23 protein-coding genes, 2 tRNA genes and 1 pseudogene are annotated in these 25,358 nt (G+C 72.9%); 20 read left to right on the forward strand and 6 right to left on the reverse strand.

What is annotated here, in order from left to right; all coding sequences use genetic code 11:
• Window positions 1–124: 124 nt before the first annotated feature.
• The 4 genes from OHL10_RS12805 (at window position 125) to OHL10_RS12820 (ending at window position 2,805) form a co-directional block, all read left to right on the forward strand.
• Window positions 125–943 carry a thymidylate synthase gene (locus OHL10_RS12805; RefSeq protein WP_265522604.1) on the forward strand — a complete coding sequence of 273 codons (819 nt, stop codon included), beginning with the start codon at window positions 125–127 and terminating at the stop codon, window positions 941–943.
• Between the two features lie 94 nt (window positions 944–1,037).
• Window positions 1,038–1,571 (forward strand): dihydrofolate reductase, encoded by a 534-nt coding sequence (locus tag OHL10_RS12810; protein WP_265522605.1) that lies wholly within the window; start codon window positions 1,038–1,040, stop codon window positions 1,569–1,571.
• 80 nt (window positions 1,572–1,651) lie between these two features.
• Window positions 1,652–2,020: a PadR family transcriptional regulator gene (locus OHL10_RS12815; protein WP_265522606.1), complete on the forward strand. Its 369-nt coding sequence runs from the start codon at window positions 1,652–1,654 to the stop codon at window positions 2,018–2,020.
• Window positions 2,017–2,805: a hypothetical protein gene (locus tag OHL10_RS12820; RefSeq protein ID WP_265522607.1), complete on the forward strand. Its 789-nt coding sequence runs from the start codon at window positions 2,017–2,019 to the stop codon at window positions 2,803–2,805. The genes OHL10_RS12815 and OHL10_RS12820 overlap by 4 nt, the downstream gene beginning before the upstream one ends.
• Before the next feature lie 31 nt (window positions 2,806–2,836).
• Here the strand turns inward: OHL10_RS12820 and OHL10_RS12825 are convergent, their stop codons facing one another.
• Entirely contained in the window at window positions 2,837–3,592 is a 756-nt protein-coding gene (locus OHL10_RS12825; protein WP_265522608.1) for a GntR family transcriptional regulator, read from the reverse strand.
• A gap of 417 nt (window positions 3,593–4,009) precedes the next feature.
• Here OHL10_RS12825 and OHL10_RS12830 point away from each other — a divergent pair, with 417 nt between their 5' ends.
• From OHL10_RS12830 to OHL10_RS12860, 7 genes are all read left to right on the forward strand, one after another.
• The gene (locus tag OHL10_RS12830; RefSeq protein ID WP_265522609.1) at window positions 4,010–4,957 is read left to right on the forward strand and encodes a transporter substrate-binding domain-containing protein; all 948 of its coding nucleotides are present in this window, start codon (window positions 4,010–4,012) and stop codon (window positions 4,955–4,957) included.
• 8 nt (window positions 4,958–4,965) lie between these two features.
• The gene (ehuC, locus tag OHL10_RS12835) at window positions 4,966–5,694 is read left to right on the forward strand and encodes an ectoine/hydroxyectoine ABC transporter permease subunit EhuC (protein ID WP_265522610.1); all 729 of its coding nucleotides are present in this window, start codon (window positions 4,966–4,968) and stop codon (window positions 5,692–5,694) included.
• The gene (gene ehuD / locus OHL10_RS12840) at window positions 5,691–6,332 is read left to right on the forward strand and encodes an ectoine/hydroxyectoine ABC transporter permease subunit EhuD (RefSeq protein ID WP_265522611.1); all 642 of its coding nucleotides are present in this window, start codon (window positions 5,691–5,693) and stop codon (window positions 6,330–6,332) included. Before ehuC ends, ehuD begins: the two co-directional genes overlap by 4 nt.
• A gap of 43 nt (window positions 6,333–6,375) precedes the next feature.
• On the forward strand, window positions 6,376–7,179 hold the full coding sequence (gene ehuA, locus OHL10_RS12845; RefSeq protein WP_265522677.1) for an ectoine/hydroxyectoine ABC transporter ATP-binding protein EhuA: 804 nt from the start codon (window positions 6,376–6,378) through the stop codon (window positions 7,177–7,179).
• A gap of 64 nt (window positions 7,180–7,243) precedes the next feature.
• Window positions 7,244–7,316, forward strand: a tRNA-Arg gene (locus tag OHL10_RS12850).
• Window positions 7,317–7,768: 452 nt separating this feature from the next.
• A complete protein-coding gene (locus OHL10_RS12855) occupies window positions 7,769–11,884 on the forward strand; it encodes a hypothetical protein (protein WP_265522612.1) in 4,116 nt (1,371 codons plus the stop codon).
• A 24-nt stretch (window positions 11,885–11,908) separates the two neighbouring features.
• Window positions 11,909–12,151: a hypothetical protein gene (locus OHL10_RS12860; RefSeq protein WP_265522613.1), complete on the forward strand. Its 243-nt coding sequence runs from the start codon at window positions 11,909–11,911 to the stop codon at window positions 12,149–12,151.
• Window positions 12,152–12,209: 58 nt separating this feature from the next.
• On the opposite strand, the gene mscL is transcribed toward OHL10_RS12860, so the two are convergent.
• Window positions 12,210–12,671 (reverse strand): large conductance mechanosensitive channel protein MscL, encoded by a 462-nt coding sequence (gene mscL, locus OHL10_RS12865; protein WP_265522614.1) that lies wholly within the window; start codon window positions 12,669–12,671, stop codon window positions 12,210–12,212.
• Between the two features lie 133 nt (window positions 12,672–12,804).
• Window positions 12,805–13,530: an SAF domain-containing protein gene (locus OHL10_RS12870; protein WP_265522615.1), complete on the reverse strand. Its 726-nt coding sequence runs from the start codon at window positions 13,528–13,530 to the stop codon at window positions 12,805–12,807.
• 132 nt (window positions 13,531–13,662) lie between these two features.
• Between OHL10_RS12870 and OHL10_RS18650 the strand changes: the two genes are divergently transcribed.
• A complete protein-coding gene (locus OHL10_RS18650; RefSeq protein WP_322645559.1) occupies window positions 13,663–13,860 on the forward strand; it encodes a hypothetical protein in 198 nt (65 codons plus the stop codon).
• Between the two features lie 62 nt (window positions 13,861–13,922).
• On the opposite strand, the pseudogene OHL10_RS18655 reads toward OHL10_RS18650, so the two are convergent.
• Window positions 13,923–14,015 (reverse strand): annotated as a pseudogene (locus OHL10_RS18655) (FmdB family zinc ribbon protein); the annotation flags it as partial.
• A 249-nt stretch (window positions 14,016–14,264) separates the two neighbouring features.
• Here OHL10_RS18655 and OHL10_RS12880 point away from each other — a divergent pair.
• Complete coding sequence (locus OHL10_RS12880) at window positions 14,265–16,808, forward strand: penicillin acylase family protein (RefSeq protein WP_265522678.1); 2,544 nt, start codon at window positions 14,265–14,267, stop codon at window positions 16,806–16,808.
• Between the two features lie 11 nt (window positions 16,809–16,819).
• Here the strand turns inward: OHL10_RS12880 and OHL10_RS12885 are convergent, their stop codons facing one another.
• On the reverse strand, window positions 16,820–17,452 hold the full coding sequence (locus OHL10_RS12885; protein WP_265522617.1) for a 5-formyltetrahydrofolate cyclo-ligase: 633 nt from the start codon (window positions 17,450–17,452) through the stop codon (window positions 16,820–16,822).
• Window positions 17,453–17,690: 238 nt separating this feature from the next.
• On the opposite strand from OHL10_RS12885, the gene OHL10_RS12890 reads away from it, so the two are divergent.
• The 6 genes from OHL10_RS12890 to OHL10_RS12915 all read left to right on the forward strand — a co-directional run bounded on the left by OHL10_RS12890 (window position 17,691) and on the right by OHL10_RS12915 (window position 24,072).
• Window positions 17,691–18,344 (forward strand): GNAT family N-acetyltransferase, encoded by a 654-nt coding sequence (locus OHL10_RS12890; protein WP_265522618.1) that lies wholly within the window; start codon window positions 17,691–17,693, stop codon window positions 18,342–18,344.
• A 112-nt stretch (window positions 18,345–18,456) separates the two neighbouring features.
• Entirely contained in the window at window positions 18,457–19,815 is a 1,359-nt protein-coding gene (locus tag OHL10_RS12895; RefSeq protein WP_265522619.1) for a hypothetical protein, read from the forward strand.
• A gap of 99 nt (window positions 19,816–19,914) precedes the next feature.
• Window positions 19,915–19,987: transfer RNA gene (locus OHL10_RS12900), tRNA-Ala, on the forward strand.
• 163 nt (window positions 19,988–20,150) lie between these two features.
• Window positions 20,151–21,767 carry an SLC13 family permease gene (locus OHL10_RS12905; RefSeq protein WP_265522620.1) on the forward strand — a complete coding sequence of 539 codons (1,617 nt, stop codon included), beginning with the start codon at window positions 20,151–20,153 and terminating at the stop codon, window positions 21,765–21,767.
• Between the two features lie 35 nt (window positions 21,768–21,802).
• Window positions 21,803–23,398 (forward strand): ATP-binding protein, encoded by a 1,596-nt coding sequence (locus OHL10_RS12910; protein WP_265522621.1) that lies wholly within the window; start codon window positions 21,803–21,805, stop codon window positions 23,396–23,398.
• Window positions 23,395–24,072 carry a response regulator gene (locus tag OHL10_RS12915; RefSeq protein ID WP_265522622.1) on the forward strand — a complete coding sequence of 226 codons (678 nt, stop codon included), beginning with the start codon at window positions 23,395–23,397 and terminating at the stop codon, window positions 24,070–24,072. The genes OHL10_RS12910 and OHL10_RS12915 overlap by 4 nt, the downstream gene beginning before the upstream one ends.
• A gap of 34 nt (window positions 24,073–24,106) precedes the next feature.
• Here OHL10_RS12915 and OHL10_RS12920 read toward each other — a convergent pair whose 3' ends face one another.
• Entirely contained in the window at window positions 24,107–24,529 is a 423-nt protein-coding gene (locus OHL10_RS12920; protein ID WP_265522623.1) for a DUF1761 domain-containing protein, read from the reverse strand.
• A gap of 173 nt (window positions 24,530–24,702) precedes the next feature.
• Between OHL10_RS12920 and OHL10_RS12925 the strand changes: the two genes are divergently transcribed.
• Window positions 24,703–25,350 (forward strand): GNAT family N-acetyltransferase, encoded by a 648-nt coding sequence (locus OHL10_RS12925; RefSeq protein ID WP_265522624.1) that lies wholly within the window; start codon window positions 24,703–24,705, stop codon window positions 25,348–25,350.
• The last annotated feature ends 8 nt before the right edge of the window (window positions 25,351–25,358 follow it).

Raw genomic sequence — 25,358 nt, forward strand, 5'->3', positions numbered from 1 at the left:
CGCCGTGCGTGCCGCCGCCGTCCGCGGCGACCCGGGGACGGCCGCCCCGGTCCCTCGACCATCCCACCACCGGGCCGCCCACCGCGACCCCTTCGGGAGGGTGATCGTGCCTAGACTGGCGACCGTGGCCACCGACTCACCGTCCGACATCCCGACCCCGTACGAGGACCTCCTGCGCGACGTCCTGGAGAACGGGAGACCGAAGGGCGACCGGACGGGGACGGGCACCCGCAGCGTGTTCGGCCGCCAGATCCGCTTCGACCTGTCGCAGGGGTTCCCGCTCGTCACGACCAAGCGCGTGCACCTGAGGTCGATCGCGTACGAGCTGCTGTGGTTCCTGCGCGGCGACGCGAACGTGCGCTGGCTGCAGGAGCGCGGCGTGAGCATCTGGGACGAGTGGGCGGACGCCGACGGCGGGCTCGGCCCGGTCTACGGGGTGCAGTGGCGGTCGTGGCCGACGCCGGACGGGCGGCACGTCGACCAGGTCGCGCAGGTCATCGAGCAGATCCGGTCGAACCCGGACTCGCGCCGGCACATCGTCTCGGCGTGGAACGTCGCCGAGCTGGAGAACATGGCCCTGCCGCCGTGCCACGCGTTCTTCCAGTTCTACGTCGCCGACGGCAAGCTGTCGTGCCAGCTCTACCAGCGCTCGGCGGACCTGTTCCTCGGCGTGCCGTTCAACATCGCCTCGTACGCGCTGCTCGTCCACATGGTCGCGGCGCAGACCGGGCTCGAGGTGGGCGACTTCGTCTGGACGGGCGGCGACGTCCACATCTACGACAACCACGTCGAGCAGGTGCGCGAGCAGCTCACCCGCGCGCCCTACCCGTACCCGACGCTGCGCCTCGCACAGCGCGGCTCGATCGACGAGTACGAGTACGAGGACATCGAGGTCGTCGACTACCAGCACCACCCGACGATCAAGGCCCCGATCGCCGTATGACCACCCCCGGTACACGTGTGGGCGGGACGGTGGCGGGTATCAGGGGCTCGATTGTCGCCATGATCCCGCCCACAGCGGGTCGGGGGTGGGTGGCGTGATCGGGGTCGTCTGGGCGCAGGCGCGCGACGGTGCCGGGCGGCCCGTCATCGGGGCGGGCGGGACCATGCCGTGGCACCTGCCCGAGGACCTCGCGCACTTCCGCCGCCTCACGTCGGGCCACCCCGTCGTCATGGGCCGGCGCACCTGGGACTCGCTCCCGCCGAGGTTCCGGCCGCTGCCCGGCCGGACGAACGTCGTCGTCACCCGCCAGGCCGGATGGGTGCCCGACGCCGGCCCCGCACCGACGCAGAGCGCCGTACCCGTCGTCGTGGCCGGGTCGGTCGACGTGGCGCTCGCCCGCGCCGAGGAGTCCGCCGCGCACGGCGAGGTCTGGGTCGTCGGCGGGGCGCAGGTCTACGCCGCGACGCTCGCACTGGCGGACCGGTGCGTCGTGACCGAGATCGACGCGGTGGTCGAGGGTGACACGTTCGCACCGCACGTGCCGGACGGGTGGAGCGCGGACGCGGGGGAGTGGGCGACGTCGTCCACCGGGCTGCGGTACCGGGTCGTCACCCACCACCGGGACTGACCCGGCCGGCCTCCGGGGCGCACGGCATCCGCGCGTCCCGCTAGGTTGACGCGCTATCTAGTCAGCGATAGGTTCTAGTGGTGGACGACGACAACTGGCCCCCGGAGTGGCTGCGCGGTGTGCTGTCCGTCTGCGTGCTGCGTGTGCTCGCCGACGGCACCACCTACGGCTACGCGATCGCCGCGGCGCTCGCGGACCGCGGCCTCGGACCGCTCAAGGGCGGCACGCTCTACCCGCTGCTCAAGCGCCTGGAGGAGGCGGGCTGGGTCGTCACCGAGTGGCGCGCCGGGGACGGCGGTCCGGGGCGCAAGTACTACGCGCTGACCGCGGCCGGCGAGGTCGAGCTGGCGCGGTCGGCCGCCCTCTGGGAGCAGTTCACCACCATGACGCGGACGATCATCGCGGACGGCGCGACGCGCCCGTCGCAGACCGAGGAGGAGCTCGTATGAGCAGCACGACCCGCCGGCGGAGCGAGCGCCGGTACGCACTGGAGCGCGAGCTCGCCCCGCACGTGGACCCGGCCTGGACCGAGGCGGTGCTGCTGGAGCTGCGCATCCAAGGAGTGTCCGGCACGCACGTCGGCGAGGCGATCCGGGAGGTCGAGTCCCACTGCGCGGAGAGCGGGCAGAGCGCCGACGAGGCATTCGGCGACCCGGTCGGCTACGCCCGGAGCCTCGGCCTGCCGCACAGCCCGGCGCAGAGCTCCGCCGCGACCGTCCGCGCCGTGCTGCCGACGCTCGTCCAGCTCGCGGGCATGTTCCTCGTGCTGTGGACCGTGCCCGCCCTCGCCGCGGGCGACGCCGTGACCATCACGCTCGGGCACGTGCTCGCGGTCGTCGTCCTCGTCGCCGTCAACGTCGCGCTGGCCCGGTGGCCCGAGCCCGTCCTGCGCGCGGTCGTGCGCCGCCCCGTCCTGGCCGCGCTGGCGATCGGCGGCGGCATCACCGCGATCGTCGTGCCGCTGCTGCTCCTGCAGGCCGGGCTCTTCTCGGTCCCCGCCGCGGCCGCTGGCTGCCTCGGGCTCGTCCTGCTCGCGGTCGGGGTGGCCGTCGAGCTGTCGAAGGGTCGGCGGGCCGAGAGCCAGGACCCCGTGCTCTGGCCGCTCCAGGACGAGGAGTCCGCCGAGCGGCGGCGGCACGAGTCCCGGCGCGTCGGGCTGCTCGGTGTCCTGCTCGTCCCCGCCTGGACGGTCGTCGTCGGCGCGCTGCTCTGGTGGATCACGAGCGCCGCCTGACGCCGCGACGACGCCGCACGGGCCGGGCGGGTCAGACGGTCTCGATGGGCTCGAGCCGGGTCGTGCCGGCGGGCTGGGGTTCCTCGAGGGTCTCGACACCCGGCCGGGGGGAGAGGAGCCGGGCGACCGCGGCGTCGAGGTGGCTCGTCAGCGCCGCGACGAGGCCGTCCTCGTCCCGCGCCTCGAGGAGGTCGACGAGCGTCGCGTGGGTCTCGGGGGAGTCCTTGCGCACGACGTACTCGTCGCTCACGGTGTAGCTGGCGATGCGCACCTCGACGATGAGGGACGACATGTAGCGGCGCAGGTAGGGATTGCCGCTCGCGGACACCAGCGTCCAGTGCAGGGTGAGGTCGGCGTCCCCGATCCGTCGCGCGTCCTGCGTGCGGCCGGCCTCGACGAGCGCGTCGTACGCCGCCCGGACGGTCGCGATCGCGGCGTCGGTGCCGTGGCGGACGAGCAGCCGCGCCGCGTGCGTCTCGACGGCCAGGCGCGCGGCGTACAGCGCCGGCACCTTCTCCGGGCCGATGCGCACGACGCTCAGGCCACGCCCCGGGGTCGAGGCCAGCAGCCCTTCCTGGACGAGCCGCTGGGCGGCCTCGCGCAGCGGACCCCGGCTGACGCCGAGCTGTCCGGCGATCTCGATCTCGCGGATCGGTGAACCCACCCGCAGCGCACCGGAGTAGATCGCGTTCCGCAGCTCGACGGTGATGAGGTCCACCGTCGAGGGCCGGGTCACCGGCGACATCAGAGGGGGCGCACCGAGCGGCGCCCGAGAGGTCGAGGGCATCGACTCTCCTTTCGATTCGGTCACGATCTGCGTCCTATCATCCCTGCTCCACCGGCCGGGGGCGGCCGCACGACGCGCGGGCGGCCGGGTGGGTCCGTCGCGCCCGGCGCCCGTCCCCGGGTTGCCGCGCGGGGCCGGGAGGCCCCCCAGATCCCGCACGATCCCGCGGTCCGTCGGTCGCGGCACCGACGGACGGGACGACACGGGAGCCGTGCGCCGGTGACCGCGGCGGCCACCAGCGGGAGAACCCGTCGTCGAGATTGTAGACAATCAGACGATCAGACACTCGGATTGTCTGGACGTCCGACAGTCGCTAACGTAGCCAGCCGTCCCCCGAACGAACCGAGATCCACGATGATCCGGGCCCCTCGACGGCGCCGTGCGCCGAACCGCGGGTCCGGGTGTCCGAAGGGAACCATGTCCTCCTCCATCACCTCCACGCCTCGTGGCCGCGCGCTCCTCGCCGCCGGTGCCGTCCTCGCCCTGACGACCGTCGCGGCGTGCACCAGCACCGAGGGCGAGACCGGCGGGGGAGGTGACGGTGCGAGCGCGCTCGAGCAGCTCCAGGAGTCGGGCACCGTCACCGTCGGGTTCGCCGGCGAGGCCCCGTACAGCTACGAGGACAGTGGCGAGCTCACGGGCGCGACCGTCGCCCTGCACCGCGAGATCTTCGGAGAGCTCGGCATCGAGACCGTCGAGGGCGTCAACACGGACTTCGGCTCGCTCATCCCGGGTCTGACGGCAGACCGCTTCGACGCCATCAGCGCGGGCATGTCGATCCTGCCCGACCGCTGCTCGCAGGCCGCCTTCAGCGAGCCCGAGTTCATGTACACCACGGCGTTCCTCGTCCCCGAGGGCAACCCGGACGGTCTGACCGACATGCAGTCCGCCGAGGCCGCGGGCGTCACGCTCGCGACGATGAGCGGCGCGATCGAGGGCTCCTATGCGAGCGACCTCGGCATCGAGAACCTCGAGGTGGGCACCCCGCAGGACGGCCTCGACGCCGTCGTCGCCGGCCGTGCGGACGCCTTCGCGCTCACGGGGATCTCGCTCAACACGCTCGCCGAGGGCACCGACGCGCCGATCGAGGTGACGGAGTCCTTCGTCGCCGAGATCGACGGCGTTCCGCAGATCGGTGCCGGCGGCACGGTGTTCCGGACGAACGACACCGAGCTCCTCGAGGCCTACAACGAGAAGCTCGCCGAGATCGTCGCCGACGAGGACCGCTACCTGGAGATCGTCGGTGAGTTCGGCTTCACCGCGGCCGAGCGTCCCGTCGACGGCCTGACGACCGAGGGCCTGTGCGAGGGCAACCTCGACGACCTGGCCACCGAGCTCGCACCGGAGCTCGGCCTCGACGGCTGAGGTCCTCGGTGTCCGACAATCTCCAGACGCTCGGCGACGCGCTGCCGAGGCTCGGCGACGCGGTGCTCGTCACCCTTCAGCTGACCCTCGGCGGCGCGGCGCTGGCGTTCGTCCTCGCGCTGCTGCTCGGCTTCGGCTCGCGCTCGCACCGCGGGGCGGTGCGCGTCCCGTCGCGCGTGGTCGTCGAGTTCTTCCGCGGCACGTCGCTCATCGTCCAGATGTTCTGGCTCTTCTACGTGCTGCCGGTCTTCGGGTTCCGGCTCGAGTCCCTCGCCTGCGGCGTCCTCGCCCTCGGCCTCAACTACGGCGCCTACGGTGCCGAGGTCGTGCGCGGGTCGATCAACTCGGTGCCCGCCGGGCAGTGGGAGGCGTCGACGGCGCTGAACCTCGGTCACGTCCACCGCCTGCGGCGGGTGATCTTCCCGCAGGCATGGGCCCTCATGATCCCCATGTTCACCAACCTGCTCATCCAGCTGCTCAAGGGGTCGGCGCTCGCGACGTACATCCTGCTGCACGACCTCAACTACTTCACGGAGCAGCTGCGGCGCAGCACGCAGGACACGTTCTTCTCCTTCACCTTCGGCCTGCTGGTGTACTTCGCGATCGCGTACCTCCTCACGCTCGTCATGAACGCGCTCGAGGTCCGGGCGAAGAACCGGCTGGGCGCCGGACCGACCCTGCGCGAGGTGCTGCGCATCGCGCCCGTGCCCGCGACCGCGAAGGCAGGTGCCGCATGAACGACATCTGGAGCTGGCAGCGTGCGGCCGACGTCCTGCCGCTGCTGCTCGAAGGGTTCCGGATCACGGTGCTGGCGACCGTCGTCGGGATGGCCATCGCGTCCGTCCTCGGCCTGCTCGTCGCGCTCGTGCGACGCGCGCCGTCCCGCTGGGTCACGCTCCCGGTCGGCTTCCTCGTGGAGTTCATCCGCTCGACGCCGCTCGTCGTCCAGCTCGTGTTCGTCTACCTCCTCGTCCCCGGGCTGTCGTCCCTGACCATCGGGTTCCTCGTGCTCGGCGTGCACTACGCGACGTACATGTCCGAGGTGTACCGCGCGGGGATCGACGCGGTGCCCCGCGGGCAGTGGGAGGCGGCCACGGCGCTGAACCTGCCGCGAGCCCGCACGTGGCGCGCCGTCGTCCTGCCGCAGGCGATCCGCAAGACGCTGCCGGGTCTGGGCAACTACGCCATCTCCATGTTCAAGGAGACGCCGTTCCTCTTCGCGATCGGTGTCGTCGAGATGTTCACCGCCGCACAGCAGTACGGCAGCAGCAACTACGCCTACACCGAGGCCATCACGATGGTCGGGATCCTCTTCCTCGCGGCGAGCTACCCGACGTCGGTCCTCGTGCGCCGATTGGAGACCCGCCTTGCCTGAGTCGACCAGCACCACCGCACCCCTGCCCACGACGGAGGACGCCGTGACCGACCGGGACACGACCCCGGCCATCGAGTTCCGGGGCGTCGTCAAGCGCTTCGGGGACAACACCGTGCTCGACGGCCTGGACTTCACGGTGGCCAAGGGTGACCGCGTCACCCTCATCGGCCCGTCGGGGTCGGGCAAGACGACGATCCTGCGCCTGCTCATGACGCTCGAGGAGTCGAACGGCGGGCTCATCCTCATCGACGGCGAGCCGTACACCCACGAGATGCGCGGGGGCAAGCGCGTGGCCGTCCCGGAGAAGCGCCGGCGTCAGGTGCGGCGGCGCGTCGGGATGGTGTTCCAGCAGTTCAACCTGTTCCCCAACATGAGCGTGCTGGAGAACATCATCGAGGCGCCCGTGCACGTGCTCGGCCTCTCGACGGCGCAGGCGGTCGTCCGCGCCGAGGAGCTCCTGGAGCAGGTCGGTCTCGCGGACAAGCGCGACGCCCGCTGCACCCAGCTCTCGGGCGGCCAGCAGCAGCGGGTGGCGATCGCCCGGGCGCTGGCGATGGACCCGGAGATCCTGCTGCTCGACGAGGTGACGAGCGCGCTCGACCCCGAGATCGTCGCCGACGTGCTCGGTGTGCTGCGGGAGGTCGCCGAGACCACCGACATCACGATGCTCATCGTCACGCACGAGATGCAGTTCGCCCGCGACGTGTCCAACCGCGTCCTGATGTTCGACCACGGTCGGATCATCGAGGAGGCGGAGCCCGAGGTGATCTTCACGGCGCCCCGCGAGGAGCGCACGCAGCAGTTCCTCAGCGCCGTCCTGGGCGAGGACACCGCCGACCGCTCGTGACCGCCGGGGGCCGGCGCCTTCGCGCCGGCCCCCGCCCGGGCGCTAGGCTGTCGCCCGTCCCATCGCGCCTGTAGCTCAGGGGATAGAGCACCGCTCTCCTAAAGCGGGTGTCGCCAGTTCGAATCTGGCCAGGCGCACCGTCCTGTCGCCGGATCGCCCTCGTGCGTCCGTCAGCACCATGCCCTCGCCCTGACGGGGCGAGGGCGCACGCATTTTCGTCCGTATTCCCAGCGGGCGCTCAGGAATGCGCTCGTTGGACAGGTCATATGGACACTCGTCCAGTTTCACCCGCTGGACCGCTCCTGGACGTTTGACGAGCGGGTGCGGGCCGGTGCAGACTAATCACCGACGGCGCACATCGCCTGCCCCCTGCGCGGTGTGCGCCGTCTTTACTCTTCTTCGGTGACGTCTCCCGAATTCCCCACCTGGATTGTTGTCCAGAGCATTCTTTCCCCTCAGGCGCGATGCCGTCGACCGGCGCTGATCGGCCGCCCGGTGCCCGTCGCCCGGTCCCGGATCCTCGTGTGAATCGGTGTCCGTCGGCGTGCCGATGCCCTCCCCGGGCGCCACGGCGTCTAGCGTTCTGAGGGTGACCGCCGCCGCACGTGACGCATCTGCCGCCCGGAGCGTGGCCGATCCTGATCGGCTGCGCGACGACCACCCGACCGAGCACGCGCTCGACCCCTCGTCCGAGGTGCCGGACGACGCGACCGGCCGCCCCCAGGCGCCACCGCGCCGCCCGGTCCTCGTCGCCGCTCCGACCGACGCCGAGCTCGTCGATCACGCCGTCGAACGCTGGCGCCAGGGTCTCGTCGAGCTGGCGGGCGGATCGTCGCTCGCGGACGTCGGGCTGCTGGGGGAGGCTGTCGTCGACCTCACCGCCGCGCACCCGTCCGGCATCGCCCAGCTCTTCGCGGGCCGACCGACCCGGCTGTCCAACCTCTTCCGCGAGGGCGGCTCCCTGCCCGCCGCGCGCCGTCGTGCACGTGCGGTGGTCGTCCGCGCCCAGGAGCACGCCCAGCGCTACGGCGTCTCGCCGACGTACCTCGCGATCGGGGTCGCGACGTGGAGCGAGGAGGGCGCGTCACGCCTCCCGGAGGACGACGTCGCCGCGCTGGCCCGGGCGACCGGTCACCACCGGGACGTCCCCGAGCAGGCTCCCCAGCTCACGGCGGCCCCGCACGGGCCGACCGACGCGCACGACCCGGAGAGTGCCGACGGGCAGGGGACGGGGTCCGACCGCCCGGACGGCACGACCGAGCCGGACGTGCACGCCCCGCGCACCGCCCGGGCGCCGGTGCTCCTGCGGCCCCTGACGATCACCCCGCGCGGCGACGGCGAGACGGACTACGAGCTGACGCTCGAGCCGACCGCGGAGATCAACCCCACCCTCGCGCGCACCCTCCGGGGGCACGGCGCCCTGCTCGATCCCGTGGCGCTCGCCCGGTCGACCTTCACCGGGTCGGGCTTCGACCCGTCCGACGCGCTCCAGCGGGTCACCGCGCTCGGGCGTGCGGTGCTCGGGGACTTCGCGCTCGACCACCGCCTGCTCGTCGGGACGTTCGTCCACCCCGGGCAGGTGCTCGTCGACGACCTCGACGAGATCTCGGCCGGCCTGGACCGGCACGAGGTCGTCGCCGCGGTCGCCGGCTCCGACAAGGCCGCGCGCTCGCTCGCGCGCGAGCTGCCCGCCCCGCCCGTCGGAGACGCCGACCCGGCCCTCGAGCGCGGTGTCGGCGACCTCGGCGCGTCCCAGCGCCACGTCGTCGACGCCCTCGCCACCGGCAGCCACCTGTTCGTCGACGCGCCCGCAGGGTCCGACGTCGCGGGCACCCTGGCCGCGGTCGTCGCCGAGGCCGCGGCGAGCGGACGCAACGTCCTCTACGTGCCGGGGCACCGGCGCGCGGCCGACGCGCTCACCGCCCGGCTCGACGCGCTCGGGCTCGGTGGCCTGCTGCTCGACGTCGCGCCCGAGCCGACGTGGCGCACGGCCGTCTCCCACCGCCTGCTCAGCGCGATGGCGGCGGAGCCCGAGCACATCGACGACGACGCCGTCGCGCGGGTCCGTGACGCGCTGCTCGGTGCGCGTGCCCAGCTCTCGGGGTACATCGGTGCGCTGCACCTCGTGCGCGACCCCTGGAAGGTCTCCGCCTACGACGCCCTGCAGGCGCTCGCGCGCCTCACCTCGGAGCGGCCGGCGCCGTCCACGACCGTCCGGCTCGCGCCCGACGTCGTGCTGGACATCGGCCCCCTGCGCCGTGGTGAGCTCGCGCAGGACCTGGTCCGCGCCGCCGCTCTCGGCGCCTTCACGCTCCGCGCGACGTCGACCCCCTGGTACGGCGCGAACCTCACGTCGGGCGCGGAGGCCGCGGACACGCTGGTGCGCATCGAGCGGGTCGTGCACCAGACGCTCCCCGGTCTGCGGGAGCAGGTCACGCAGGTCGCCGCCACCACGGGGCTCGTGCCCGCCACGACCGTGCGCCAGTGGGGCGACCAGCTCCGGATGCTCGCCGGGATGCGCGGCACGCTCGACGTGTTCCAGCCGCTGATCTTCGAGCGCACCGCCCAGGACATGGTCAACGCCACGGGCACGCGCCAGTGGCGCACCGAGCACCGGATCGAGATGGGATGGTTCCTGCGCCGCCGGCTGCGCAAGCAGGCCAAGGACATGGTCCGTCCGGGCGTGCGTGTCGAGGACATGCACAGCGCCCTGCAGGAGGTCCAGGCGCAGCGCGCCGTCTGGCAGGCCCAGTGCCCGCGCGGCGGCTGGCCGACGCTGCCCTCGGGCCTCGCCGCGATCGAGGACACCTACGAGGCCGTGCGCATCGACCTGGAGGACCTCGAGCCGGTGCTCGCGCCGACGCTCGGGGGCACCGCGCTGCTCGACACCCCGCTCGCCGACCTCACGGCGCGGCTGACGGCGCTCGCCGAGGACGACGAGTCCCTCGAGAACCTCCCGGAGCGCACCGCGCTGCTGCGCCGGCTGCGCGAGGCCGGGCTCGGGGACCTGCTGGCCGACCTCACGGCGCGACGCGTCGAGGGCGACATCGTCGCCGCCGAGCTGGACCTCGCCTGGTGGAGCTCGGTGTTCGAGCAGATCCTCGCGCAGGCGCCCGCCCTGGCGACGCAGGACGGTGCGGGGCTCGAAGCGCTCGCCGGCCGGTTCCGCGAGCTCGACCGGCAGCACATCGCGTCGCTCGCGGCTCCCGTGCGGGCTGCCGTCCGGGAGCACCTCGGGACGGCGATGCGCGAGCACCGCGTCGAGGCCGAGGCCCTGTTCACCGAGCTGCTCGAGGGCCGCCTGACGAGCCTGCGCGACGTGGCCGAGCGGTTCGGCCCTCTGCTGCGGCGGCTGCGGCCGTGCGTCATCGCGACGCCCACGCTCGTACCGCACCTGTTCGACACCCCGCGCACGGTCGACGTCGTGGTGCTCGACGCCGTCGAGCACGTGCCGGTCGAGCTCGTCCTGTCCGCGGTCGCGCGCGGCCGCCAGGTCGTCGTCGTCGCGGACCCGCGGGTCGCGTCGAGCACGGCCGTGCCCGAGCTCGCCCGCGTCCTGCCGCGGGTCGCCCTGGAGGTCGACGGCACCCGCCGGGACGCCGGGCTCACCGACTTCCTCGTCCAGCACGGCTACGCGGGCGTCCTGCGCCCCACCCCGCAGCCGCGCGCCGAGGCGCTCGTGCACCTCGACCTCGTGCCCGGTACGGGGATGCCCGACGCGACGTCGGGCGCGGTGGAGAGCACCCAGGCCGAGGTCGACCGCGTCGTGGAGATCGCGATCGAGCACGCGCTGACCCGGCCCGAGGAGTCGCTGGGGATCGTCACGGTCTCCGCCCTGCACGCCGACCGCGTCCGCGAGGCGCTGCTCGTGGAGGTGCGGCAGAACCCCGCCCTCGCGGGCTTCTTCTCCGCGTCCCGGGCCGAGCCCGTGGTCGTCTCGGAGCTGACCGGCGTCGCCGGGCTCACGCGCGACACCATCGTGCTCTCTGTCGGGTTCGGCAAGACGCCGCACGGCCGCGTCCTGCACCGCTTCGGCGTGCTCAACCTGCCGGGCAGCGAGGCGATGCTCCTCGACACCGTCTCCTCGACCCGCCGGCGTCTGCACGTCGTCACGTGCTTCACCGCCGAGGACCTCGACCCCGACCGCCTGCGCGGACCGGGCGCCAAGCTCCTTGCCGACGTGCTCGACCTCGCGGCCCGGCGGGACGGCGTGGCCGACCAGGTCGCCCTCGGGAACGGCGTCGACGTCGGGGGCAACCCGGACCGTCTGGTGATCGACCTCGCGGAGCGGCTCTGGCGCGCCGGACTGGCCGTCGAGACCGACTACGGTACGGGCGACGGGGACCGGATCCCGCTCGTCGTCGGGCACCCGGACCTCCCGGGCGAGCTGCTCGTCGCCGTCCTCACGGACGACGCCGCCTACACCGCCGAGCCGAGCGTGCGTGTGCGCGACCGCCAGCTGGCCGAGCGGCTGCAGCGGGCCGGATGGGTCGTCTCCCAGGTCTGGTCGGCGGCTGTGTTCCTCGACCCGGGCAAGGAGGCCGAGCGCATCCGCCGGGTGGTGCACGCCGTGCGGGACGCCCGGCTGCCCGAGACCGGCGGGATCACCCCGAAGAGCGTGGTCGTGCCCGTGCTCGACGACGACGCGGTGCACGCGGCGGACGACGAGGTCCCCGGGGGAGAGGGCCCCGTCGGCGTCGTCTGATCCCGTCCGCGAGACACTGGTGCCATGACCGACCTGCCCGACGACGCCCCCGACCCTGCCGACCCGTCCGAGCCCGGGCGTGCGGCCGGGTCCGGGCGGCGCGAGATCCCGCGTCGCCCGCGCCGGGTGGTGCGGCGCGGCACCGAGACGTCGGCCGTCGACGGCGCCAGCGGCGACGAGCGCGGGACGTGGGGCGAGAGCGGGCCCGTCGACGGGTCCGGCGCCAACGACGAACGGCTGCGCCGGGACGTCCCACCGCACTGGTGAGCGCCCTGGCGCAGCCGGTGTGCTGGTCGGCCCGGCCCGTGCCGGTCCTGACCGTGGGTCAGAGGGTCGGTCGGTCCGCCGGACCGGCCGGCGGTGCAGGCGGGGCGGCGGGGCCGCCGCGGGCGGCGTTCTGGGCGGCGAGCAGGTCGCGGATCTCCTGCAGGACGAGCACGTCCTCGGCCGGGGCCGCGGGCTCCTCCTCCTCGCCCGACTTGCGGCGCGAGGCGAGGGCGTTCATCGGCATGACGATGACGAAGTAGATCGCGGCGGCGACGATGAGGAACTTGAGGAGCGCGTCGAGGAAGAGCCCGACGCTGAAGACGGCCTCGTTGATCGTGAACACGCCAACCTTGGTGAGATCGGTCGCGCCGAAGATCGCGGCGATCAACGGCGTGAAGAGCCCGTCGACCAGTGCGGCGACGACCGCGCTGAACGCCGCGCCGATGACGATGCCGACCGCGAGGTCGACCACGTTGCCGCGGAGCACGAACTCCTTGAAACCGCCGAGCACGTTCTTCATCTGAGGTCCTTTCACGTGGGGGCCGCGTGGCGACCGCGCCACGTGTGTGCGGGAGCGATCCTTCCACGACCCCCGGCCGGCGCGCAGGACGTCCGGCGGTGCACGCCGGACGCGTCCAGGACGACGACCTCGCTCACGGGACGAGCACCGCAGCGACGGTGCCCCAGCCGGAGACGGTCGCGATCTGCACGGCCTCCTGCGGCGTGACCGCCACCAGGGTCACCCCGGCGGCGGCGTCCCCGGACCCGCCGAGGAGCCCGCCCGCGGCGGTCGGCGGCGGGGTGCCGGGCAGCACGATCGCGCCCCGCGCGAGGTACGGGGTGGGCGGGTCGTCGCCGGTGTCGTGCCCACTGCTGTGACCGCTGCCGTCGGCGCCGACGAGCAGGTCGACACGGTCCCCCGGGACCAGCAGCGCGGCCACGGCGGAGTCGCTCAGGCGCACGGGTGCGACCACCGTGCCGGCCGGGGCGGACGCCGTGACCTCCCCGGCCGCCACGAGCTCCGGGGTGAGGGGCAGCCCGCGCGCCAGGGCCAGCGACGCGGTGCGCCCCGAGGCGGCGTCCTGCGTGCTCAGCACGCCGTCCGGAGCGAGGCCGACCGGCAGGTGCACGACGTCGAGGTCGTCGACCCGCAGGACGGTCCCGGCGTCGACCGCGCGAGCCGTCACGACCACGGGCTCGGTCGGTGGAGGTGCCGGCCGGAGCTCGCCCACCACGACCGCGGCCGCGAGCCCGCACGCGACGGCGGCGACGACGAACCGCAGGCGCCACAGCAGGGCGCTCGAGCGACGCCGGAGCCGACCGGACCGCGGGGGGCGCGCACCGGCGTCGGGCAGGACGGGCGAGGGAGCGGAGGGCATACCGCAGACGCTAGGTCCGCACCGATGCCCGACGTCGGTCGGTGACCCGGGCCTGTGGACGCCCCGGCGGCGGGGTCGACCTGTGGACGGCGACGACCGGGGTGTCAGCTCGCCGCGGCCGGAGCGCTCGACGTGCTGGACGAGCCCGAGGATGAGGACCCGGAGGACGACGACGCGGCAGAGCTCGATGAGGAACCGGACGACGACGACCCGGCAGAGCTCGTCGAGTCCGACGAGCCGGAGCCGGACGACGAGGACTCCGAGGAGCTCGACCCCTTGCTGCTCCGGGTCTTCGAGCCGTTCGACGACGCGCGGGAGTCCGTGCGGTAGAAGCCCGACCCCTTGAAGGTCACGCCGACGGAGGAGAACACCTTGCGCAGCCGGCCGGCGCACTGGGGGCACACCGTGAGCGCGTCGTCCGAGAACGACTGGTGGATGTCGAAGGCGTGGTCGCAGGCGGTGCACGCGTACGCGTAGGTGGGCACGGGCTCTCCCTGGTCGTGATGGGCTCGGCGGGTCGGGTGCGGTCCGGAGCGCGCGCCCGCTCGGGGCCGTCGACCGGCCGAGCTGCTGGCACTCCTGGGAACCGAGTGCTAATCATACGCCCACCTCTCGCGGGGTAGTCTCGCTCCGTGTCTGCTGCAGCCCCTGCCGAGGTCCACGGCGAGCCCGGAGCCCCTGGAACACCCACGACGCCTGCGCGGCGGCGCGGCCGCCGAGCGATCCTGCGCAAGCTGCTGCTCGCGGTGGCGCTCCTGCTCGTCGTGACGCTCGTCGCGGGGACGGTCCTGGCGGTCGTCACGGTCCGTCGGCCGTTGCCCGAGACCAGCGGCGAGGTCCAGCTGTCGGGGCTCTCCGGCGAGGTCTCCGTGCTGCGCGACGACCAGGGCGTGCCGCAGATCTACGCCGACACGGCCGAGGACCTGTTCAGGGCGCAGGGGTTCGTCCACGCCCAGGACCGCTTCTTCGAGATGGACTACCGCCGCCACGTGACCTCGGGGCGCATCGCCGAGCTCGTCGGTGACAACCCGGCGGCGATCGCGGGCGACAAGGTCATCCGGACGTTCGGGTGGCGCCGCGTCGCCGAGCAGGAGTGGGCCATCCTCGACGCCGAGACCAAGACCTATCTGCAGGCGTACGCCGAGGGCGTCAACGCCTACCTCGCCGAGCGCAGCCCCGGCGAGCTCGGGTTCGAGTACACCGTGCTCGACGTCACCGTCTCGGTCGACGACCCCGAGCCCTGGGACCCGATCGACTCGCTCGCCTGGCTCAAGGCCATGGCCTGGGACCTGCGCGGCAACTACGACCACGAGCTCGACCGGGCGCGCGCCTACAGCACGCTGCAGGACGCGGAACGGGTCGACGAGCTCTTCCCGGCCTACCCGTTCGACGTCAACGTCCCGATCATCGACGCGGACGAGGCCGACGCCCAGCAGGTCGACCGGCAGGTCGAGCCCGCCAGCGGGTTCGGCGAGGCGCTCGAGTCCGACGCGCTCCACGAGGCGATCGAGGCCGCCGACCGCGCGCTCGCCTCCACACCGGTCCTGGTGGGTCGCGGGGAGGGCACCGGGTCCAACTCGTTCGTCGTGTCCGGCGAGCACACCGCCAGCGGTCTGCCCTTGCTGGCCAACGACCCGCACCTGTCCCTGGGCGCTCCGAGCATCTGGGCGCAGGTCGGGCTGCACTGCAACGTCGTCGGCCCCGAGTGTCCCTTCGACGTCGCCGGCTTCTCCTTCGCGGGCTACCCCGGTGTGATCATCGGGCACAACGCCGACCTCGCCTGGGGCCTGACGAACATGGGCGCCGACGTCACCGACTTCTTCATCGAGCGTGTCCGGTCGGGTGCCACGCTGCGTGGCGACGAGTGGGTGCCGCTCGAGACGCGCACCGAGACCATCGAGGTGAACGGCGGAGACGACGTCCTCCTCGAGGTCCAGTCCACCGTCCACGGCCCGATCGTCTCGACCGTGCTCGACCTCGACGAGATCAAGGACGCGCCCCGGGAGGGCTTCGAGTTCGGGGAGCTGGCGGTCTCCCTGCAGTGGACGGCGCTCGAACCCGGGCGCACGGCCGACGCGATCTTCGCCTTCAACCGTGCGGCCGACGCCGAGGACGTCCGCGCTGCGGCCGCGCTGTTCGAGGTCCCTGCCCAGAACATCGTCTTCGCGACCACCGACGGGCAGATCGGCTACCAGGCACCCGGCAAGATCCCGGTCCGCCGAGACGTCGAGGGGCCCGTCCCCTCGGACGGCACGTGGCCCCGGCCGGGCTGGGACGAGCGCTACGACTGGGACGGGTTCGTCGACCCGGACGACATGCCGCGCGTCGTCGACCCGGCCGAGGGGTTCATCGTCGCCGCGAACCAGGCGGTCCTTCCCGAGGGTGCCGGCCCGCACCTGACGAGGGACTGGGACTACGGCTACCGGTCCCAGCGCATCCGCGCACTCATCGAGGACGAGATCCGCGGCGGTCGTCCCCTCGACACCGACGCCATGAACGAGATCATGCTCGACGACTGGAACCCCTACGCCGAGATCCTCGTGCCGCTGCTCCTCGAGCAGGACGTCGAGGACGACTTCGCCGCGGACGGTCAGGAGCTCCTTGCCGACTGGGACTACACGACGGACACCGACTCCGCGGCGGCAGCCTACTTCGCCGCCGTGTGGCGCAACCTCCTCCGGACGACCTTCTGGGACGAGCTGCCCGCGGACGCCTACCCGAGCGGAGGGAGCCGGTGGCTCGCCGTCGTGCAGGGCCTGCTCGACGACCCCGAGGACCCGTTCTGGGACGACAGGTCCACCGTGAGCGTGCTCGAGACCCGTGACGAAGCGCTCCTGCAGGCTCTCGTCTCCGCCCGCCTCGACCTCACCGTCGAGCTCGGCAAGAACACGAGCGACTGGGAGTGGGGCACGCTCCACGTCCTGGAGCTGGAGCACCCCGTGCTGGGCGGGGACGGCATCCCCGCGCTCGTGCGCGACTACGTCAACCCCGACGCGGTCGGGATGCCCGGTGGGTCGTCCATCGTCAATGCGACGGCCTGGGACGCGGCCTCCGGCTCGTTCGCGGTCACGGCGGGGCCCTCGATGCGGATGGTCGTCGACCTCGGCTCGCTCGACGACTCGACCTGGGTCACGGTCACCGGGGTCTCGGGGCACCCCGGGTCGCCGCACTACGACGACCAGCTGGACGCCTGGGCCGAGGGCCGCACCTTCGACTGGCCCTTCAGCCCGGCCGCGGTCGCCGACGCGTCGTCGGACGAGCTGCGCCTGGTGCCGTAAGCGGGGTCGCGTCAGACGAGCCAGCGCCACCCCAGCGGGGTGGCGACGGCGTCGACGGTGCGGTCGTGCGTCTCGAGCGGCAGAGGTCGCTCGTCGGCGTCGTAGACCTCCTCGGGGAAGACGACGGCGACGACCTTCACCCCCGGGCGGGCGTGCTCGAGCGCGCGGTCGTACCACCCGCCGCCCTGCCCGAGGCGCACCGCCCGAGTGTCGACGGCGAGCGCGGGCGCGATGACGATGTCGGCTCCTGCGAGCGCGTCCGGGCCGAGGGTCGGGCTCCCGGGCTCGGGCGGGCGACCGGGGGCGCGCACCCGCAGGTCCTCCGGACCGGTGTACAGGGCCCAGTCGCGCTGCAGCCCGGCGCCGAGGACGGGCAGCAGGACGGACACGCCGCGCGCGGAGAGCCGCTCGAGCAGCACGCCCATGCCGGGTTCCGTCGGGCGGGACGCGTAGGTCGCGACGCACCCGGCCGCCTGGACCTCGGGGATGGTCTCGACGACGTCGGCGAGAGCGTTCGCGGCCTCGACCCTGCGCCGCTCGGAGCGTGCCTGACGCGCGGTGCGGATCGCCTTGCGCAGGAGCTCCTTCGCGTCCTCGGCCTCGATGCTTCCGTGCAGGGGATACGGCTGTGCCGGGCCATTCATCTCCCCATTGTTGCAAAGATCTTTCCAGGTTCCCACCATGTGATCGGCCGAGATGGTGGGAGATGTCGGCAACGTGCCGCTGCCGAGGCCGCCGTGACCGACGAACAGCACGCAGCGGGCTAGTGCACCGCCGCGCTTCCGTGATACACCCTGTGCACCGGGCGTCGTCCGACGCCGGGTGCTCGCAGGCCGGGGGCCCCTTCACCTCCCGGTGAGACGGATGGATGGCACGAGTCGAATGACGCACAAGCTCGCGAAGGCGTGGGCTGTCTCCAAACCGTGGCCGGTGACGCTGCGCGAGGACACGGCGACGGGTGCGGTCGTGCTGCGCCCCCTGCACCGCCGTGACGCGACCGCCTGGATGCGGTTGCGGGCCCAGAACGCGGAGTGGCTCGAGCCCTGGGAGGCGACGTCCCCGCACGTCTCGGCGTCCGCGTCCGGACCACCGACCTTCGCGGAGTACGTCCGTGTCCTCGCGGCGCAGGCGCGGGGCGGCTCGTCGCTGCCCTTCGCGGTCGAGCTCGACGGCGAGCTGGTCGGGCAGCTCACCGTCTCGAGCATCACCTATGGATCCCTGTGCTCGGCGAGCCTCGGCTACTGGGTCGGTGAGCACGTGGCGGGACGCGGCGTCGTCCCGACCGGAGTCGCCATGGCGATCGACTACTGCTTCCAGGTTCTGGGCCTGCACCGCGCCGAGATCAACATCCGCCCGGAGAACGCCCCGAGCCTGCGCGTCGTCGAGAAGCTGGGCCTGCGCGACGAGGGGGTACGCGAGCGGTACCTGCACATCCAGGGAGAGTGGTGCGACCACAGGACCTTCGCGATCACGACGGAGGAGGTACCTGAAGGGCTGCTCTCACGGTGGCAGGCGGCGCGGCGGCTGTCCGGGTGACAGTCGTGCCGGCGTGGCGGGACGCGCTGCGGTGCGGAGTTCTGCGACGTCGTCGACCGACACGCCGGGGCGCGTCCGATCCGAGTCCCGTGCGCTCGCCTACCGTCGTGATGTGGAATCGACGGCAGGACTCACGGCGCTCGCGCTGTTCGTCCTGTGGCTCGGCTACTACGTGCCCCACCGGGTGAGTCACCGGCAGACGCTGCTGGAGTCGCGGACGGAGGACCGTTTCTCGGGTTCGCTGAGGGTCCTGGCGGTCGCGTCGGGGCTGTCGGTCCCGGCTCAGCAGCACAGCGCAGTCGCGGCGATCACCGATCGTCCGCACGTCGGAGCGGGTCCGTCACTTCTCCTCGCGACAGCGGGGAGCGGCGGTCACGTCCGACCGGGACCGGCCGACCGGCCGCAGCAGGAGGAGGGAACGTACGCCATGGAGAGCACTCCCCGCGCGAGCGGAACCCGCCCGAGCGCCGTCCCGCGCCCGCAGACGGGTGCGCACCCGACCGTGCCGGCCGCCCGGCAGGGCGCGGCGGCGGCCCGGTCGAGCTCCGCACCCTCGAGGATCGCCGTCCTCGAACGCCGTGCCGCGGCCGCGCGCCGCCGCCTGACCCTGACGGTCCTGCTGCTCCTCGTCAGCGCGGGAGCCTGGGCCGCGGTCGTGCTGACGCCCGTGCCGTGGTTCGTGGCAGCGGGCCCGACGGCGCTGCTCGCCCTCGTGCTGGTCCTGGGGCGCCGGGCCGTGCTCGCCGGGCAGCGGGCCGACGCAGCGTGGTTGGCCGAGCGTCGCGCGAACGCCCGCGGCGCCGCCCGCGCGGCGCGCGCCGTGCCGGGCAGCCCCGCAGCCCCCCGCAACGCCCGTCCCCGGGTGACCGGCCACGCCGTGCACGCGTCCCAGACGAGCACGCAGATGATCCCGCGGGTGACCGACCACGACCTGTCCCGCGCCCGCAGCCAGTCCGGCGGTCAGCGTGCCGGGACCTCGAGCACCGCGCGCGGTGGTGAGACACCCGCCGACGAGCCCGAAGCGGGCGACGCCCGCATGACGGTGACCGAGGGCTTCACCACCTCGCCGGGTGCTGCGCTCGCCACCGCGCTCGGTGCGTCGGCCGACGCCTCCGTGGAACCCACCGGGGATCCCGACGCGCGGCCCGCTGGTTCCGGCGACGACTCCGCCGCGCAGGACGCGTCCCCCTCGGGGCGCGCCTGGGACCCGGTCCCCGTCCCGCGGCCGACCTACACGATGAAGGCGACCGCCCCCCGGCGGGAGCCCGCTCCGCTGCCGGAGGATGTCGCGAGTGGCGCCGCACCCGCCCCCGAGGGCGCGGCGCCGGCCCAGGAGGCCGCGGCCGACCGCACCGGAGGCGGCGGGGGCGAGCCGGTGGTGAGCGCCGGCGACGAGCCCAGACCCTCGACGGAGACGCTCGGGCTGGACCTCAACGAGATCCTCGCCCGACGCCGCGCGGCCGGCCAGTAGGAGCACTCGCGGGCCCCTGCGAGGGGTCGGCAGGACGGCCGTACGGCGCGGTCGCGATTGCGACTTCACGGCCCGGTGGTGCTAATCTGATGACCGCTCGGGGCTATGGCGCAGTTGGTAGCGCGTCTCGTTCGCAATGAGAAGGTCGGGGGTTCGAATCCCCCTAGCTCCACCGATCAAGGGCCGTTGGGTCTGGCGACATGCCAGCCCAGCGGCCCTTTGCGTGTCCCCGTGCGTTGGTCGGCGCTCATGACCAGTACGAACAGAAGCGAGACCTGGTGGCGTGATCCGTGTCACCTTCGAGGCGCAACGATGCGACCACGGAGGTGTCAAAGATGACGATCACCCATGAGGACGTCGAGGAACGCGCCCGCCGATCGGCAGGACCGCGACCAGGAGCGCCCGAGGAGCACCTACCAGGGGCGCGACTGTGGATCGGCCGCATCCTCGGCCCGGTCCTCGGGCTGGCCACCTACCTCCTGCTGCCCGCGGACGCCGCGCTCTCCGACCCGGCCCGGGCCACGGCCGCGATCGCGATCATGATGGCCGTGTGGTGGATGACCGAGGCGCTACCGCTCGCGGTCACGTCCCTGGTGCCGATCGTCGCCTTCCCGGTGGCCGGGGTGCTGTCGGTCAACGACACCACCGCGCCGTACGCCTCGCCGACGGTGTTCCTGTTCATGGGCGGATTCATGATCGCGCTCGCCATGCAGAAGTGGAACCTGCACAAGCGGGTCGCGCTCGTGGTGATGCGGGCGATCGGCACGAAGCCGCGCCAGCTCGTCCTCGGCGTCATGGTCGCGACGGCGTTCCTGTCGATGTGGGTGAGCAACACCGCGACCACGCTCATGATGCTGCCCATCGGCATCAGCGTCCTCGCCCTCGTCGCGAGCACGAGCGGGGGAGCACGCGGCTCCGACGACGGCGCGACCACAGGCCCGGAGGGCGAGGCGGCCTCGCAGGCGCTCGCCGACAAGGACACCCGGAACTTCGCGGTCTGCCTGATGCTCTCGATCGCCTACGCCGCGACGATCGGAGGCCTCGCGACGCTGATCGGCAGCCCGCCGAACCTGATCCTGGCCGGGTTCGTCGAGGAGACGTTCGACGACGTGACCCTCGGGTTCGCCGACTGGATGAAGATCGGCGTGCCGCTCTCGGCGGTGTTTCTCGTGGTGGCGTGGCTCCTGCTCACGCGGGTGATCTACCCGACGAAGCTGGCCAACGTCGTCGGCGGACGACAGGTGATCGACACCGAGCTCGCGGCGCTCGGCCGCATGTCGCGCGGTGAGTGGGTCGTCGCCGTCGTCTTCACCGTCACCGCGCTGCTGTGGGTCTTCCGTGACGTGATCACCGAGTCGGGCGTCCTGCCCTTCATGGAGCACGTGGACGACGCGACGATCGGAATCGCGGCCGCCGTGGTGCTCTTCCTGGTGCCGGCCTCGACCGAGCGCGGCAAGCCCGTCATGACGTTGGACTGGCGGACCGCCCAGGCGGGGATCCCGTGGGGTGTGCTGCTGCTCTTCGGGGGCGGTCTGAGCCTGGCGAGGGCCGTGCAGGAGACCGAGCTGAGCACCTACATCGGCACGCAGCTCGACGGGCTCGGTGTGCTGCCGACCGTGCTCCTGGTGGCCGCGGTATGCCTCGTGATCCTGGCCCTCACCGAGCTGACCAGCAACACCGCCACGGCTGCGACGTTCCTGCCCGTGCTCGCCGGGGTGGCGCTCGGCATCGGTATCGACCCGATGCTGCTGCTCGTCCCCGCGGCGTTCGCCGCCACCTGCAGCTTTATGCTCCCGGTCGGCACGCCCCCGAACGCGATCGTCTTCGGCTCCGGGTACGTGACGATGGGGCAGATGCTGCGCGCCGGCGTGTGGCTGAACCTCATCGGCGTGGTGCTCATCACCGGCGCGATGCTGCTCCTCGGCGGCTGGGCCTTGGGGATCGACATCTGACCCATCGTCCCTGGAAGGACTGGGAGACTGACCGCATGCACCGACGCATGAGTCTGGCCCGGCAGCTGTTCCTGCTGCAGCTCGGTGTCATCGTGCTCCTGGTCGGCGCCGGGACCGTGCTCGCGTTCCTCGACGCCCAGCGCATCAGCGAGGCCGGTGCCGACCGCCGCGTGGTCATGCTGGCCTCGGCGCTGGCCGAGCTGCCCGAGGTCCGGGCAGCGCTGGCTGACGACGACCCGTCGAGGACGCTGCAGCCGCTCGCCGAGTCCGTCCGCACCGCCACGCGCACCGACTTCATCGTGTTCATGGACACGGACCGCACCCGCTACACGCATCCGAACCCGGACCGGATCGGTGAGCCCTTCCTCGGCACCGTCGAGCCGGCGCTCGCGGGCGGTACCGTGACCGAGACCTACGAGGGCACCCTCGGCCCGTCGGTCCGTGCGGTCCTGCCGGTGCACGACGAGTCCGGCGAGGTGGTCGCGCTGGTCTCCATCGGTGTCCTGCAGAGCCAGATCGGTCAGGAGCTGCTCGAGCGGGTACCCGCGCTGCTCGGGGTGGCCGCGGCGGCGATCGTCGTCGCCGCGCTCGGCTCGTGGGTCATCAGCAGGCGGCTGAGCAGGCAGACACTGGGGCTCGGTCCCGTCGAGATCACCCGTATGTACGAGCAGCACGACGCCGTGCTGCACGCCGTGCGCGAGGGCCTGGTGATCATCGACCTCGACGGGAGGCTGGCGCTCGCCAACGACGAGGCCGCCCGCCTCCTGGGCCTGCCGACGGACGCGGAGGGAGCGGAGGTGGAGGACCTCGGGGTCGACGAGCCGCTCCGCTCGCTGCTGCGCAGCGGCGAGCCGGTCAGCGACCGGCTGATCGTGTACCGCGACCGGGTGCTGGTCGTCAGCTCGGAACCGGCGATCCGGGACGGCCGGGAGCTCGGGGTGGTCACCACCTTGCGAGACCACACCGAGCTCGAGGCGCTGAGCGGTGAGCTGGACACTGCGCGCGGGTTCGCCGAGGCCTTGCGGGCGCAGGCGCACGAGTCCGCGAACCGGCTGCACACCGTGGTCACGATGATCGAGCTCGGCAGGCCGGAGAAGGCCGTCGAGTTCGCCACCGTCGAGCTCGCCTCCGCGCAGCAGCTCGCCGACCAGGTCGTGGGGTCGGTCGAGGAGCCCGCGCTCGCCGCGCTGCTGCTCGGCAAGGCGGCGCAGGCCCACGAGAAGGGGGTCGAGCTGGTGATCTCCGACGACACCGAGGTGCGGGACGTCCGTGTGCCGGCGCGCGACCTCGTGACTCTTGTGGGCAACCTCGTCGACAACGCCATCGACGCGGCGCTGACCGCTCCACCGCCGCGACGTGTCGTCGTGACGGCGCGCGGTCGGGACGGCGGTTTGGTGCTCGAGGTCGCCGACTCGGGCGCGGGGATGGACGCGACGCAGGTGGACGACATCTTCACCAGGGGCTGGACGACCAAGGAGGTGGCGGGGGCGCACGGCCACGGGCTGGGCCTGGCGCTCGTCCGCCAGATCATCACCCGCTACGAGGGCAGCGTCGAGGTCGCGTGCGACGGCGCCACGACCTTCACCGTGCGGCTGCCCCCGGTCCCCGCGGCGGGCGGTGCGGCGCGATGATCAGGACCCTCGTCGTCGAGGACGACCCGCAGATCGCCGACGCGCACGCCGAGTTCGTCGCGCGGGTCCCGGGGTTCACGGCCGTCGGTGTGGTGCACCGCGGCAAGGAGGCCTGGGACTTCGTCGCGCAGCACGAGGTCGACCTCGTCCTGCTCGACTTCTACCTCCCGGACATGACGGGGCTCGACGTCTGCCGTGGTCTGCGGGCGAAGGGCCATCTCGTCGACATCATCGCGATCACGTCGGCGCGTGACATCCGTGTGGTGCGCTCCGTCGTCGCCTACGGCGTCGTGCAGTACCTGCTCAAGCCGTTCACGTTCGCCGCGTTCAAGGACAAGCTCGAACGGTACGCGGCGTTCCGTGACCAGCTCGCCGAGCACGGCGCCGAGGCTGCGCAGCAGGACGTCGACCGCGCGTTCGCGGCCCTGCGCGGGAGCCGAGAGGTCGCGGTGCCGAAGGGGATGAGCGAGGCGACGTTGAACGCCGTCGTCGACGTCCTGCGCGCGTCCGGTGAGACGGGCCTGTCCGCCGCCGACCTGGGGGACCGGCTCGGCACGGCCCGGGTGACGGCGCGGCGCTACCTCGAGCACCTGGCGCACCACGGGCTCGCCGACCACTTCCCGCGCTACGGAGGACCCGGCCGCCCCGAGCACATCTATCGCTGGCGGACCTGAACGAACGGGCGTGGCGGGATGGACCGACGTCGGGTCACCCGATGCCGAAGAGGCCGATCACGAGGCACATCACGAGCACGGTGACGAGCTCGTGCGCGATGTTGAGGAGGGTCAGCGCGGCGGGCCGGCCCTCGAACGCGTCGTGCGTGACGAAGCGCGCCGCGGTGAAGCCGGCCCACAGGATGACGCCGGTGACGAAGGCGCTGGTCACAAAGGACCCGCCGTAGAAGCTGTGCGCGATCGCCGCGCACCCTGCGAGGACCCACGCCGTGACGAAGCTGACCACGACGGTGAGGAGGATCGGCCGGACGGCGGACGCGGAGTCTCCGCCGGGTGACACGTGCGCCAGTCGCATCCAGAGGGTGCCGAAGACCTTCGGTGTGTACCAGACGGACCCGACGACCAGGGTGGACAACGTCGCGACGACGACGGCCCAGATGTTGATGTCGGGCACCATGGTGCGCTCCTCGGATCGGGTCGGACGGCCGCTGCGGCTCGCAGTCTAGTGTCGCGGCCGCCCTGATGTGACCCAGGACACACCGCGAGATATGGGGCGTTCGACTTGGGCACCTGACCTAAACGTGGGTACGGTGGTGCCGACCACCCGTCGTCGAGACCCGAGGGGTCACCATGATCGTCGTCACGCCAGCCGCGCCCGTCCACGTCGAGGAGGCCGCCCGTGTCCTCGCCCGCGCGTTCCGGGAGGACCCGGTGATGTCGACGTTCGTCGGTGGGCGACCGGACGACCGGGAGGCGCGCCTGACCCACCTGCTCCGCGTCGTCGTGCGGGCAGGCCTGCGCCACGGCGTGGTCGACCTGGCTCGCGCCGAGGGGGACCAGGCCGTGCTCGGCGCCGCGGTGTGGTCGGGGCCGGGGCGCCGTGGCGGCGGGCTGCTCGATAGCCTCCGTGACGCCGGGTCGTACGTGCGGGCGTTCGGGGTCCGTGGCCTGCGCCGCGCGAGCAGGCTCGAGCACACGCTCCACGCCGCCCGTCCCGGCGAGGCGCACTGGTACCTCGCCGCGATCGGGGTGGGCTCCGCCGGGCGTGGCCTCGGCGTCGGGTCCGCCCTGCTCGCCTCCCGTCTCGGCACGCTCGACCGGTCCGGGGCGCCCACGCCGGCCTACCTCGAGGCGTCGACCGCGCGCAGCGCCGCCTTGTACGAGCGGTTCGGCTTCGTCGTCACCGGTCAGGTCGAGGGCTTCCCGGCCTCTGCTCAGCCCCTCACGATGTGGCGGGCCGGCGCCCGCGACCGGGACCTGGCGCGGCACGGTCGATGAGGCACGGC

It is taken from the genome of Oerskovia flava (genome assembly GCF_026163685.1).
Lineage (GTDB): Bacteria > Actinomycetota > Actinomycetes > Actinomycetales > Cellulomonadaceae > Oerskovia_A > Oerskovia_A flava.

Bases quoted from the DNA above. Each gene is read 5' to 3' on its own strand.
- OHL10_RS12820 (WP_265522607.1), top strand. From the start codon at position 2,017: ATGAGCAGCACGACCCGCCGGCGGAGCGAGCGCCGGTACGCACTGGAG.
- OHL10_RS12825 (WP_265522608.1), bottom strand. From the start codon at position 3,592: ATGCCCTCGACCTCTCGGGCGCCGCTCGGTGCGCCCCCTCTGATGTCG.
- OHL10_RS12830 (WP_265522609.1), top strand. From the start codon at position 4,010: ATGTCCTCCTCCATCACCTCCACGCCTCGTGGCCGCGCGCTCCTCGCC.
- ehuD (WP_265522611.1), top strand. From the start codon at position 5,691: ATGAACGACATCTGGAGCTGGCAGCGTGCGGCCGACGTCCTGCCGCTG.
- OHL10_RS12860 (WP_265522613.1), top strand. From the start codon at position 11,909: ATGACCGACCTGCCCGACGACGCCCCCGACCCTGCCGACCCGTCCGAG.
- mscL (WP_265522614.1), bottom strand. From the start codon at position 12,671: ATGAAGAACGTGCTCGGCGGTTTCAAGGAGTTCGTGCTCCGCGGCAAC.
- OHL10_RS12870 (WP_265522615.1), bottom strand. From the start codon at position 13,530: ATGCCCTCCGCTCCCTCGCCCGTCCTGCCCGACGCCGGTGCGCGCCCC.
- OHL10_RS12885 (WP_265522617.1), bottom strand. From the start codon at position 17,452: ATGAATGGCCCGGCACAGCCGTATCCCCTGCACGGAAGCATCGAGGCC.
- OHL10_RS12890 (WP_265522618.1), top strand. From the start codon at position 17,691: ATGACGCACAAGCTCGCGAAGGCGTGGGCTGTCTCCAAACCGTGGCCG.
- OHL10_RS12905 (WP_265522620.1), top strand. From the start codon at position 20,151: ATGACGATCACCCATGAGGACGTCGAGGAACGCGCCCGCCGATCGGCA.
- OHL10_RS12910 (WP_265522621.1), top strand. From the start codon at position 21,803: ATGCACCGACGCATGAGTCTGGCCCGGCAGCTGTTCCTGCTGCAGCTC.
- OHL10_RS12915 (WP_265522622.1), top strand. From the start codon at position 23,395: ATGATCAGGACCCTCGTCGTCGAGGACGACCCGCAGATCGCCGACGCG.
- OHL10_RS12920 (WP_265522623.1), bottom strand. From the start codon at position 24,529: ATGGTGCCCGACATCAACATCTGGGCCGTCGTCGTCGCGACGTTGTCC.
- OHL10_RS12925 (WP_265522624.1), top strand. From the start codon at position 24,703: ATGATCGTCGTCACGCCAGCCGCGCCCGTCCACGTCGAGGAGGCCGCC.